General features: G+C 36.2%; 11 protein-coding genes and 2 pseudogenes. 7 read left to right on the top strand and 6 right to left on the bottom strand.

The annotated features are described in order from the left end of the window. Positions 1-3: 3 nt before the first annotated feature. From C7457_RS07215 to C7457_RS07205, 3 genes and pseudogenes are all read right to left on the bottom strand, one after another. Positions 4-393, bottom strand: a complete 390-nt coding sequence (locus tag C7457_RS07215) for an IS3 family transposase (protein WP_274540974.1) — start codon at positions 391-393, stop codon at positions 4-6. An 80-nt stretch (positions 394-473) separates the two neighbouring features. Then, positions 474-650: pseudogene (locus C7457_RS09035) on the bottom strand (transposase); the annotation flags it as partial. Between the two features lie 248 nt (positions 651-898). Continuing rightward, positions 899-2,185, bottom strand: a complete 1,287-nt coding sequence (locus C7457_RS07205; RefSeq protein ID WP_121171530.1) for a glycosyltransferase family 4 protein — start codon at positions 2,183-2,185, stop codon at positions 899-901. 98 nt (positions 2,186-2,283) lie between these two features. On the opposite strand from C7457_RS07205, the gene C7457_RS07200 reads away from it, so the two are divergent. Genes C7457_RS07200 through C7457_RS07175 form a run of 6 tightly spaced genes read left to right on the top strand, consistent with a single transcriptional unit; the run spans position 2,284 to position 8,798 of the window. Further along, positions 2,284-2,508, top strand: a complete 225-nt coding sequence (locus C7457_RS07200; RefSeq protein ID WP_121171528.1) for a DUF6447 family protein — start codon at positions 2,284-2,286, stop codon at positions 2,506-2,508. 11 nt (positions 2,509-2,519) lie between these two features. After that, a complete protein-coding gene (locus tag C7457_RS07195; RefSeq protein ID WP_121171526.1) occupies positions 2,520-4,238 on the top strand; it encodes a type I secretion system permease/ATPase in 1,719 nt (572 codons plus the stop codon). Further along, positions 4,235-5,542, top strand: a complete 1,308-nt coding sequence (locus C7457_RS07190; RefSeq protein ID WP_121171524.1) for an HlyD family type I secretion periplasmic adaptor subunit — start codon at positions 4,235-4,237, stop codon at positions 5,540-5,542. The genes C7457_RS07195 and C7457_RS07190 overlap by 4 nt, the downstream gene beginning before the upstream one ends. Further along, positions 5,542-6,873: a TolC family protein gene (locus C7457_RS07185; protein WP_121171522.1), complete on the top strand. Its 1,332-nt coding sequence runs from the start codon at positions 5,542-5,544 to the stop codon at positions 6,871-6,873. Before C7457_RS07190 ends, C7457_RS07185 begins: the two co-directional genes overlap by 1 nt. Then, on the top strand, positions 6,836-7,597 hold the full coding sequence (locus C7457_RS07180) for an ABC transporter permease (protein ID WP_245939611.1): 762 nt from the start codon (positions 6,836-6,838) through the stop codon (positions 7,595-7,597). Before C7457_RS07185 ends, C7457_RS07180 begins: the two co-directional genes overlap by 38 nt. A gap of 1 nt (position 7,598) precedes the next feature. Next, positions 7,599-8,798, top strand: coding sequence for an ABC transporter ATP-binding protein (locus C7457_RS07175; protein WP_121171518.1), 1,200 nt, complete (start codon positions 7,599-7,601; stop codon positions 8,796-8,798). 95 nt (positions 8,799-8,893) lie between these two features. Here the strand turns inward: C7457_RS07175 and C7457_RS07170 are convergent. Further along, positions 8,894-9,205: pseudogene (locus C7457_RS07170) on the bottom strand (tRNA-guanine transglycosylase); the annotation flags it as partial. 263 nt (positions 9,206-9,468) lie between these two features. Between C7457_RS07170 and C7457_RS07165 the strand changes: the two are divergent. Beyond that, positions 9,469-10,248, top strand: coding sequence for a CheB methylesterase domain-containing protein (locus C7457_RS07165; protein ID WP_170137384.1), 780 nt, complete (start codon positions 9,469-9,471; stop codon positions 10,246-10,248). An 11-nt stretch (positions 10,249-10,259) separates the two neighbouring features. Here the strand turns inward: C7457_RS07165 and C7457_RS07160 are convergent, their stop codons facing one another. Further along, on the bottom strand, positions 10,260-11,090 hold the full coding sequence (locus tag C7457_RS07160) for a CheR family methyltransferase (RefSeq protein WP_121171514.1): 831 nt from the start codon (positions 11,088-11,090) through the stop codon (positions 10,260-10,262). After that, positions 11,080-12,414 (bottom strand): chemotaxis protein CheW, encoded by a 1,335-nt coding sequence (locus tag C7457_RS07155; protein WP_121171512.1) that lies wholly within the window; start codon positions 12,412-12,414, stop codon positions 11,080-11,082. Before C7457_RS07155 ends, C7457_RS07160 begins: the two co-directional genes overlap by 11 nt. Positions 12,415-12,421: the final 7 nt, after the last annotated feature.

The following is a 12,421-nucleotide window of genomic DNA, read 5'->3' as shown; positions in this document are numbered from 1 at the left end:
TTTTCAAGGTGTTTGAATGCTCCTGTCTACCAGAGGAATGAAGACATAACGGGAGTAAACGTCTATGACGTTAAGTATCCTGATTCTAATTTCCTTTTCTGTCCTGTCTTCTATTATGTCCAGGCTCCATACGTGATTGGGGTACTCGGCCACAGGAGGTTGTCGGTAAAAAGCTCTCTTCCTGTATCCCTTCCTTTTTACCGACTTTTGAAGGTTCAGTTCTCTGTAAAGCCTATACACCTTTTTGTGATTTACCTTGAATCCTTGATGTCTTAAAACGGCTCTAATCCTCCTGTAACCGAAACTGGGATGTTTGTAAGCTATCTCCATGATGGCTTCTTTGAGGTCTTCGCTTTTGTCCTTACTACAGTAGTAGTAAGTGAAGCGGCTAATTCCCAGTCTTTTGCAGGCAACTGTAACTGGTACTCCAAGCCGCTTGAGTTCCTTTACTATGTCTTTAAGCCCTTCCTTGGTTAGAGGTTTTTTTTAATGATCTCTGTGAGAGCCTGAATTTTCAATTCGTTTTCAGCTAAGAGTCTTTTGAGCCTTGCGTTTTCTTCTTCCAATACTTTAAGCCGCTTGGCTTCTGATGCCGAAAGTCCTTTGTGTTTGCTTCTCCAGCTGTAGATGGTATTGGGGGATATGCCATATTTTCTTGCTACTTTCTAGACAGATGAACCGGGTAGTTCTGCTTCTGCAAGGATGCGGACAATCTGGTCGATGGTAAATCTCTTCTTCATCTCTGCCCCCTTGCGTTCAATTTTATGTGTTCAGGCTGTCCAAAATTTGGGGGCATTCAACCTCAAAACTTGCGCATAGAAAGAAGGCCATCTTAGTCAAGAGAATAAACTTTCTTTCTTCCTCTAAAGAGGTAGAAGTTTTAGTTCTCATTATGTTCCTATACGCTCTGAATAGCTTTTATTAATTTTTCTTTAAAGTTTTTAAAAGAAAACATTTTAGCTCTTTCCATTCCTGCAAGAGAAAGTTTTGAGTTGAGAGTCTCGTTAGTTGTTATTTCAACTAGACCCTCAGCAATTTCTGAAACTTTGAGAGGATTTACGTAAAGTGCAGCACTTCCGCAGACTTCGGGTAGTGATGAAACGCTTGAAGTTAGAACCGGAGTGCCGAGGGCCATTGCCTCTAAAACTGGAAGCCCGAAACCTTCTTTAAGGGAAGGGAAAACAAAAGCCCTTGAAGTTTTCATAAGTACCAGTTTTTCAATGTTACCTACGTATCCGAGGTAGATTACTTTATTCTTGTACTTTTTGTTCTCAAGATACTGCTTGAATTCGTCGCTTCCAAATCCTAGAGGTCCAGCCAGGACCAGAGGAATTTTGATTTTGTTGTATACTGAAAGGAACGCTTCAATTAAGCGTTTAATGTTTTTTCTCTTTTCAAGAACGCCGACGTAGAATAAAAAGCTTCCTTTTTTCAAATTGAGTATTTGGAGTAAGGAGTTTTGTACGTCTTCATTGAGCGCAAGTTTTTTCTCTTCTTCGTAGATGGGTGCAGGCTGATAGATGGTAACAAGTTTTTCTTCATATTCAGGGAATACCTCAAGGCATTCTCGGCGGGAAAATTCACTTACACACAGGACTAATTTTGATTTTTCAAGTGCGGTTTTGAGCCTTTTGAGGAAAATTTTGGGATTATCAGGAATAAAGGTTGACTTTAAAGGTATCAAGTCATGGATAACCTGTACTGTAGGGTAAGGAGCTACAACGTTCATCGGAGAAATGGATATAAAAAGTGAATAGTCGGTAGGGAGGGTTAGTTTTAAAGATCTATTAAATGGGAGGTAATCGTTGATGTGTGTATAATCGTAAAAGTGCGGTATATTTACAAATCCTTTAACGAACTTAAAATGGGTAAGGTTTATATCAAAATCAAAATCGTACATATTTGGGTTAAAAGGAATAAAATCTCCTATCCACTTTTGTTTTAGTATTATCTCAAGAACTTTAAAAGGTAGTAATTTCCTCTTAAAACTTTCTTGAAGTGTTCCTGTAAGCTTTTTAAGAACATTAAGAGTATAGATAGTTCTGTTTTTATCGTATTTGGCTGAGGTTAAAAGGTGGACTTCGTAGCCAAGTTCGTAAAGGGCAGTAACCAACGATCGTGAAAAGTATCCTATTCCCCGTTGAAATTTAAGTTCAAGATCGTATCCGGCAATAAGGGCTTTCACTACTATTCCTCCCAGACCAGAATACTTGGTATTTAGCTTGACATATTCTATCAGTGATTTTAGAATTAGTTAGAATTTTTAGCAAGGAGGATTCGAGGATGGCCGAAGTTATTATTAACGGAAAGAAGTACGAAATTGAAAAGCTTCCGAAGGAAGCTGTTGATTTAATCAATTCAATTAAATTTGTTGATAATGAACTACTAAGATTGCAAAACCAAATAAAAGTTAATTTAGCAGCAAAGAATTTTTACTTCCAGCAACTTCAGGCTATTCTTTCAAAGCTGGAAAAAGGGGATTCCAGCGAGAAAATAAGTTTTGAATAAAAGGTTAAAAGTTGAAAATAATCCGTTTAAAAGGAAACAATAAGGAAGAACAAGTAAATATATTAAGAGAATTTCTGAAACTCTCAAGGCGCTCTTTTATTTTTACTGCTTTCCTTAGTCTATTTATCAATGTGCTGATGCTTCTGCCTGCTATTTACATGCTTGCAGTTTACGACATAGTTGTTCCAAGCAGGAGCGTTGAGTCTTTAATCTTTATAACTGCTATTATTGTTTTCCTTTACGGAATTTGGGGAATTTTACAGTTAATAAGGTCAAGAATCTTAGTACGGGTAAACAGTAAACTTGATTCTTTTTACGATAAAAAGATTATCAATGCTACTCTGGACTTTGCCCTAAAACACCCGACAAAGGCTACAGCTCAACCTATAAACGACTTCAATCAGATTAAGCAGTTTTTAACCGGTCCGACAATCTTGGCTTTCTTTGATATTCCTTGGGTTCCGGTATACCTGGCAGTTATGTTTGTGTTTCACCCCTACTACGGGTACTGGGCTCTTGGAGTAATGGCTGTTGTTTCCTTTATTACGCTATTAAACGAATTAACAACTAAGGAGAGTTTAAAACGGGTAAATGACCTTCAGATAAGAAGTAACAGGTTTATGAACCACGTCCTGCAGAACGTTGAAGTTGTTGAATCAATGGGAATGAGGGGGAGGATATACAGAAAATGGAGGGAAATTCACGATAGGCACTTAAAGGCCCTTCAGGAAGCAAACGATAAGGCTGGAACTTGGAGTAACTTAACTAGGACCTTAAGGATAATGTTCCAATCTCTAATTTACGGACTCGGCGGTTACCTTGCTATAAACCTTCAGATTACGGGAGGAATGATCGTTGCAGGTGCAATTCTTCTTGGAAGAGTCCTTGCGCCGGTGGATATGCTCGTAAATACCTGGAGGAACTTTTCTTCAGCAAGGCTTGCTTATAAGAGGTTAAATCAGCTCTTGAGTGAGTTTGAGGAAAAGAAAGAGGTAATGAAACTTCCTGAGCCGAAAGGGGAAATAACATTAGCTCACGTTGTCGTAATTCCTCCAGATTCAAAAGAGCCTGTTTTAACGAACGTAACTTTTAGGATCAATCCGGGAGAGCTCGTTGCGGTTATAGGACCAAGTGGAGCAGGTAAGAGTTCTCTAGTGAGAACAATTCTAGGGATATGGCCTCCTGTTAGTGGAGAAGTTCTAATAGACGGAGCAGATATAAAACAGTGGGATAGGGAGTACTTGGGGAAATTTGTAGGCTATCTCCCTCAGGATATTGAACTTTTTGAAGGAACTGTTGCTGAGAATATAGCAAGGTTTGAGAAGGTAGATCCGGATAAAGTCCTTGAAGCCTCAATCCTCGCAGGAGCCCATGAAATGATTCTTAAACTTCCCGAAGGATACAATACTTACATTGGGCCTGGAGGAATCACCCTCTCAGGGGGCCAAAGGCAGAGGATTGGGCTTGCAAGGGCCCTTTACGGAAATCCGAGAATAGTTGTTCTTGATGAACCTAACTCAAATCTTGATGATGCAGGAGAAAGGGCACTTATGAACGCTCTTTGGGAGTTAAAGAAAAGGAAAGTTACAACGATTGTTGTTTCCCATAAAGTTAACATCCTTGATATAGCCGATAAGATAGCTTTCTTGAAGGATGGCAAACTTGCAGCCTATGGAGATGCAAGGAAGATTCTTGAGATGTTGAGAGCTCCAAAGGGGAACATCAATTGAGAGAAAGAAAGGACTTTGGAGAGAATAAGTACATACTTTTGGGGTTATTTACTATCGGTATTGCCTTTACCGTTGTTGTCGTGTGGGGATTCTTTTCAAAGATTGAAACCTACGTAATAGCTCCTGGTAAAGTTGTTATTGAGACTTTTAAAAAGCCTGTTCAGTACAAAGAATGGGGAAACGTAAGTAGAGTTTTTGTTAAGGAAGGAGATTTCGTAGAAGAAGGGGAACCTTTAATTGAACTTGAAAAACTTGAACAGAGAACGAATTACAGTGTTTTAAACGCTGAGTATTATAACTTGCTGGGGAAAAGGGACAGGTTAATATCTGAAAAAAAGGGTTTAAGCAAAATCTTGTTTAGTAAAGAGTTTTTGAATCTCAAAGATAGTAAGCTTAAGGAAAAAGTAAGAAAGGTACAGGAAGAACTCTTTAAAAAGAGAAGAGATGAACTGAATCAACAGATATCAGTCCTAAAAGAGAAGATAGCTCAAACCGAAGCTAGAATTAAAGGCCTTAATGAGATACTATATGTAAAGATAAATCTTTTAAATAGTTATAGGAATGAAATTGAAGAACAGAGGTATTTAGTTGAAAAAGGTCTTGTTAACAATTATAGACTTCTTGACCTTGAAAGGGATAGGGATAGAGTAATATCTGAGATTGAGGATATAAAAACTCAAATAAAACAGCTTAACGCTCAGGTTTCAGAGTATAAGAAGCAAATCTCTCTACAGTTAAAAAGTTATAAAAGCAAGGTTACTCAAGAGCTTGAGGAAGTCCTTTCAAAACTTGATGAAATTAGACCTAAACTAAAATATGCAACAGAAAGAGTAAGAAAGACCGTAATAAAAGCTCCCTGTTCTGGACAGGTTATTGGCCTAAAGGTTTACTCTAAGGGAGAGGTTGTAAAGCCAGGAGATATTCTTATGTATATCGTTCCGAAAAAAGAATCCATATTTATTATGGCTAAAGTCTTTCCAAAGGATAGGGACAAAGTTCACGTAGGTCAAATGGTCGACTTACAATTCCCTTCCTTCCTAAGCATAGCTGCCACATCAGTTGAGGGAAAAGTATCCTACATTTCCGACGATACCCTTCCAGATGAGAAGGATAGAAGGTTAGAATACTACGAAGCTCATATAGTTTTAACCGAAAAGGGGAAGAAACAGCTAAGGGATAATGGTTTTATTCTAGTCCCAGGGATGCCAGCCGTTGCCTACATAAAGGCCGAAAGACTTTCTCCGATTGAGTACCTAATACAACCTCTAATAATTCTTATAAAATCGGCATTCAGGGCAAGTTAATGATCAGAGTTGTAGCTTCCTTGGCTATAGTTTTAGTTTTCCTCTTTAACGCAGAAGCTAATACTTTAGAAAATCTTTTAAAGATAGCAGAGCAGAAAGACTATAAGCTAACTTCCCTGCTCTATCGTAAGGAAGCCGATAAGTACAGAACTGAACAGTTTAGGGCTCAGAGGAGACCTCAATTTTCAATAAGTACTTACTTTGGATGGCAGGAGTACAAGCCTTACTACTCAAGCGAAGTAAGACGAACTTTAAAGTACTATTACCTGGTCCTGAGACAACCTGTTTATCATCCGGAGATTAAGGCTAAAATTGAACAGAGTGAACTTTACAGTAAAGTAGATGAACTTAAAGTACAACAAGAGAAACAGTACATTAAATATTTGGTAGTAACTACTCTTTTGCATTTAAGTTATTCAAAAACAAAAAAATTACTGTATAGTAAGTTAATTAATCTTGAGTTTGAAAGGCTTAAGAGAGTAGAAGAACTCATTAAGAGAAAGAAGGAAACGCAGGATACTTTATTCAATATTGAGAAGTCATATCAGGATGCGAAATTTGGTTTAAGAGAATCGGAAATTGAAGCTGACAGTACTTTAAAAAACTTAGAACTGATAGTTGGTAAACTTAAAAGTAAGCCTACTTTAAATTTAATTGATTCCCTAGAACCGTTCCTCAATAAAGCTGAGGAGCTTAAGGGTGATATAGCAAATAATTTTGAGGTAAGAATTGCTGAAGAGAATATTAAAATAGCCAGAAGCGAAATAGATGTAAGGTCATACAATAGGTACCCTAAGGTTGACTTATCGTTCAGTTACAGTTATACCTCTAGTTCAGCAGTATCGGTGGCTTCAAAGGATAAGAGGGCAGCTATAACCGTTGACTTTCCCCTGTATCAAGGAGGATTGATAACAGCCCAGAAACTAGAAGCCCTTGCCCTTGAGAGAGCTGCAATAGCAGAGAGAGAAAACACCTTACGGGAAAAGAGAACTCAGCTTGAGGACAGTTTGGAAAGGTTAAGAAAAGCCACCGAGAACCTTAAGTATTTAAAAGAAAAACTAAGAATTGATGAAAAGTTGATAGCCTTAAATAGAGAAGGATTAAAGCTTGGAGCTAAAACAGTATTTGACCTTCTCAACAGTAAAGAGTCTTACTTAAAGGACAGACTTTCTGCCATTGAGGAGGTACATAAAGGCTTGACAGCTTACCTTGAAGTCCTTTATTTAACGGCTAACCTAACAGAAGACAATCTTAGATTTGCTAATTCATGGTTTAAATGGGAAAATGCAGAGATTGAAATTTCTAATAGAACTTGTAAAGAGGGACTTTAAGGAGAGGTACGTCGGCTCAGTTTTGGGTATCTGGTGGTCTTTCCTTTGGCCTGCAATCAATATTTTTATTTACACAGTTATATTCTCAAAGGTAATGGGAGCGAAGATTAAAGGAATACCAACAACTTACAGCTACGGCCTATATCTTGCTTCAGGATTAATACCGTGGAATGCTTTCTCAAATACTGTAGTGAGATCATCAAATGTATTTATTGAAATGAGACATATAATAACGAAGGTTCCTATTTCTCTACCTTTGCTGCCTCTTACTGTTGCAATTTTTGAATCTATAACATTTGTAATTGGTATGGGAATTTTACTTTGCGTTCTTTTTATCCTCGGGATTGAGCCAAGTTCATCAGTTGTTATTGTGCCTGTAGCATATGTTGTTCAACAGGTTTTTGCGTATAGTCTAGGTTTGATTTTAGCAACTTTGAATGTTTTTATAAGAGATATTCGGGAAATTGTAAATGTAATTATGCAGATATGGTTTTGGTTTACTCCTATAGTTTACGTTGAATCAATACTTCCGGAGAAAGTAAAAGAAATTGTCAATTTAAATCCGGCCTATGCTTTCATTCAGGTTTATCAAAAGAGTTTTGTAGTAAGAGAGCAGTTAAATTTTGAAACTTTCATTTTTGTATCTGTTTTCTCACTGTTTTTACTTGGTTTAGCTATTTTTATTTTTAAAAAACTAGAAAAGGATGTGAGAGACTTCTTATAGGATGGTTGAGGTTAAAGACTTAAGGAAGAGGTTTAAGCTTTATAAGAAACCGTCAGATAGGTTAAAAGAGATTCTCTTTAAAAGGAAGTATCATAGTATCTATGAAGCTCTTAAGGGAGTTTCTTTTACGGTTCAAGAAGGAGAGGTTTTGGGGATAATAGGGCCCAACGGTGCAGGAAAATCAACTCTCCTTAAAATCTTAACTGGAGTTATTCTTCCAGATGAAGGAACGGTAAAAGTAGACGGTAGGATTACCGGCCTTTTAGAGCTGGGGACTGGATTTAACTTTGAGATGACGGGACTTGAGAATATCTATCTGAATGGAATGCTCTTAGGAATGGAGAAAGAGGAAATAAGTAGTAAGCTGGAGAGGATAATAGAGTTTTCTGAGCTGGGAGATTTCATATTTGAGCCTCTCAAGACCTATTCCTCTGGAATGGTAATGAGGTTGGCCTTTTCAATAGCTATCCATGCAGATCCTGATTGTTTCGTTGTTGATGAAGCTTTATCGGTGGGAGATGCACACTTTCAACAGAAGTGTATGAGAAGAATTAAGGAGTTTAAGGAGAAAGGAGGGTCAATAATTTTTGTTTCTCATGACCTTAATGCAGTTAAAATTTTGTGTGATAGAGCAATTCTTCTTCATAAAGGTGAAGTTCTTGAAGAAGGGAGTCCAGAGAAAGTTATTAATAGGTATAACTTTTTAATAGCTAAAATGAACGATGAAGAAGGGGTAAAGTTTGATATAGAGAAAAAAGAGTCTTATGGAACTTTTGAAGTTAAAATTGAAGAAGTTGAATTTAAGGGAGCAAACTCAAATAGCAACACAGTAAGTAGCGGTGAAGAAGCAGAAGTAAGGATTAAGTTATTTGCTTACAAAGATATTGAAAATGCAACTGTTGGAATTCTCATAAGGGATAAGTTTGGTCAAGATATATTCGGAACAAACACTTTTCATTTAAAGAAAAAAATAAGACTTAAAAAGGGAAAAAAGTATGAAGTCAAATTTAAATTGCCCGTTAATTTAGGACCTGGAAAGTATACTATAACAGTTGCAGTCCATGAAGGTGAGGTTCATTCTCAAAGGTGTTACCACTGGATAGATAACGCTTGTTCATTTGAGGTAGCAGGCTTTAAGAAAGAATTCTTTACCGGTTTAGTTTATTTACCAACAAAAGTGAATTATGTTGAAATTAATTAATGAAAAGAGAAATTTAAAATAACTTTAGGGTTATGCCAATAGCTTTATGTAAGCTATACTGCTATCCTAAGATAAACAAACTTCTCAACAGCACTCGTAAAGAGGGTTCCGTTCCTTGCGTTCCTAGTAGGCATAACGCAGTCGAACATATCAACGCCTGCCTCAACAGCCTCTAAGATGTCTTCGGGAGTTCCAACGCCCATTAAGTAGCGAGGCTTATCCGGTGGAAGGTTGGGAGCTACCAAGCGGGTAATTCTGTACATCTCCTCCTTCAGCTCTCCTACGCTAAGACCTCCTAACCTTGAATTTCCATCTGTTGAAACTACGGTAAACTTAAACAAAAGCTCCTCCTTCAAAATCAGTTTAGAATTATGGTATAAAGCTTGCTGAAGAAAAAGCAAGGAAGGAAATTTAGTTAAGTCTTTTCTTAGGTTAATTGAAACTATATTTAGATATGTAACATAACCGATCAAATCCGCTAGCTTTGTGGAGAAACTTGGAAGACAAGATGGAAAGGAAGAAAACTCTTATGGCTTTTAAAACACCTTTAAAGGAAAAGCTGGTTAAAAGGTACATTTCAAATAAGTACTCAGCAGAACCTCTCTTTAATATGTCTTTGCAACAACTTAAAGAGGACTCTTTCTTTGCACTGATTTTTGAAGAACAGCTTATGGATAGGTTAAGTAACGACTACCCTTGGCTTTTGAAAAAAATTCCAATTCTTGTAGCCGTTTCAGGCACCAAAAGTTTTAAGCTTTCTTCTTCTTTTAAACCTTCTTTAATAGTTAGTTTTTCTCCTAAAGAGATTTCTACTTTACCAAGAAAATTGGCTTTTTTAGAAAGGAAAATAAAAAAAGAACCAAAGAAAGAGGGAAAAAATAAGCTGATAATTGTTGGAGCTTCTACGGGTGGACCGAGATTAATAGAGAAGATACTCGTTTCCCTTCCGGAAGATTATCCACACTCCTTATGTATAGTTCAACATTTTCCTAAAGGTTTTAGCAAGCGTTTTGCAGAAAGGCTGAATTCTATTTCTAAATTGGAGGTATTAGAAGCAGAAGAAGGAATGGAACTTATACCAGGTAGAGCTGTAATAGCCAAAGCCGGTTATCATCTTCATCTTCAGCAAAACAGAGAAAAAATAGTTTGTAAAATTGTTCCGAACATTAAAGGTTTGTTCTTTGTTCCTTCTGTAGATGAAACCTTCTTTTCAGCTTTAAGTGTTATAGGGAGTAAAGATGTTGTTGCTGTCTTACTTACAGGTATAGGGTACGATGGGGCTGAAGGGATGGTTGCTCTTAGGAAGGCTGGAGCTTTTACCATTGCTGAGAGTGAAAAAACAGCGGCTGTTTATGGAATGCCTAAAGTTGCTAAAGAAAAAGGAGGAGCTGTTAAAGTTCTTGATTTTCCCGATATTCAAAAGTTTATATTTGAACTTGGAGAAAGTTAAATTTAAAGTTTCTACCTTTTCCTATAGAAGAAATTGTTTCCAAAACGTACAACTTCAAACATATCTGGGACATTAATATTTTCCGCATGTCCAAGGAAAAGGAACCCTTTTGGATTAAGCATTTCATAAAATGTTTTTATCACCTGTTCTCTGTTTTTTTGGTCGAAGTAAATTAACATATTGCGAGAAAGTATGATATTAAATTTTCCAAGCTTTAGCATATTATTCCTATCTAGTATATTCACTGTAAGAAAATTTGCATTTTCCCTTAAAAATCTTTTAATTTGGTATCTATTATCGGCAGTCTTTTTGAAGTATTTCTCAAGGAGCTCCTTGTTTAGTTTATGAACACTTCTGGACCTGTAAATTCCTTTCTTGGCTTTGTTGATTACATTTGTATCAATGTCTATTCCGAGAATCATAAAATCGTACCGTTCTATGTACTTCCCTTCTTCTAGAAGGTAAATCATTATAGAGTAAACTTCTTCTCCTGAAGAACAGGGAGCGCATAGAATTTTTATAGGTTCGCCCGTAACCTTGTTTTTCACTAATTCAGGTATACAGTAATCTATGAGAACTTGAAACTGATAAGATTCCCTGAAAAAGTAGGTTTCATTGATTGTAATTCTATTTATAAGTTCAGTTAGAACCTTTTTGTTTCTACCTAAAGAAATATCCAAAAGAAATTTATTAAAATCAGAATAAGACAAAGATTCAATAAAGTCAGAGAGCTTATGTTTATAGATGTCCTTGAATTTTTTTTCATCAAAAGTTATACCAGATATTTTTGTTAAGGTATCAAAGAGCAATTTTAGTTCTTTTTCAGTCGGCTTAAGACTCATAAGCTCTCCTTAGTAATAAATCTGTGTTAAGAATGCTTAATGCTTCACCATTTTCGTCGACAATTGCCTTTGAAAAGATGTTTCTCTTATTAGAACCAGTAATTTGACTTGTGGAAGTCTTCGTTAATCCTTCAACTTGGGAAATTGGGATAGCGATGTTCCTGTTATCTTTCTCTACAATTAAGTAATCTGCTCTTTTCAAATCCAGTCTAATTTTTTCGTCAAGCTCATTGGCAATGTTAAGTATAGGGAAGATTTCTTGCCCCACCTGAACAATTCCTCCAAGGTTCCTATAGCTTGTTACTCTAGTATTTTCAGAGCGTACAAGTTTTTTTACATTTTTGAGCTCAATTCCTATTCTTACATTACCAATTTTAACGATTAAATAAGTATTTTCTTCTTCTGAGCTTTCTTTTTTATGTTCCTCCTTTTTGTGAACTGCAGTAGATTCCTTCTCAAGAATTTCCTCTAGAAAAGAAGAGGAAATTAAAGGGATAACGTCATTGTTAGTATTTATAAAATCACTTAAAATGTCATTACTTTTAAAACTTTTAGTTTTTTTATCTTCTGTAATTTCTATAATATCCTCAACTTTGTCAACCACAAGTGCAAATGTTTTTTTGTTTTTTTCAAGAATTACAAGAAACTTTTCTTTGGTTTTTTCTTCAATTTCCAAAAGTTTTTTGAGATTTCCTGCTTTAATAGCTTCTCCACCTACAGAATATACCTCACTTATCCACTTTTGATCCGATAGACGGACGCCGGAAATAGAATCCAATTCTACTACTTTTCTTACGAGTCTTGCATCAATACAAAATTTTTTACCTTCTATGGTTACTTCAAGGTAGTAACTCTTTTTCCTTTGTTGTGACTTTTCTAGCTTCTCTCTCTCTGATTTCAGATTAAGAAAAGGAACCTTTAAGTTTTCAAAGATCTTAACATTAAGTTCTTCAACAAACCCGTTTCTTAGAGCAAAAACAGAAACTTCACTGTTTTCTATTTCTACTTTTTTAGCCTCTTCAATTGTTATCACCTGAGTAACTGGAAGGGCATACGCTTTAGAATCAATCTGTATGATAACAACTGTAACCCGATTTTTATCAAATAAACTGTCTAGAGAAGGGTTCTTTTTATTAAAGAGAATACTAGGGGATATTAGCGGGTAGATATTTTTATAGTGTTTCACAAAACCTAAAGTGTGAGAAGAAAGGGAAGAGTTTATTTTCAGGTCTCTTTGATCTACCTCGATTATGGATTTAATATTCTTAGCCTTTATTGCTAAGAATTCCTTTCCTATTCTTACAACAAGAATATTCTCTTTCATCTTTCAC

The organism is Thermovibrio guaymasensis (genome assembly GCF_003633715.1).
In the GTDB taxonomy this organism is placed as follows: domain Bacteria; phylum Aquificota; class Aquificia; order Desulfurobacteriales; family Desulfurobacteriaceae; genus Thermovibrio; species Thermovibrio guaymasensis.
Note: the sequence above shows the minus strand (reverse complement) of the source record. Positions and strands in the feature narration are given on the sequence as shown.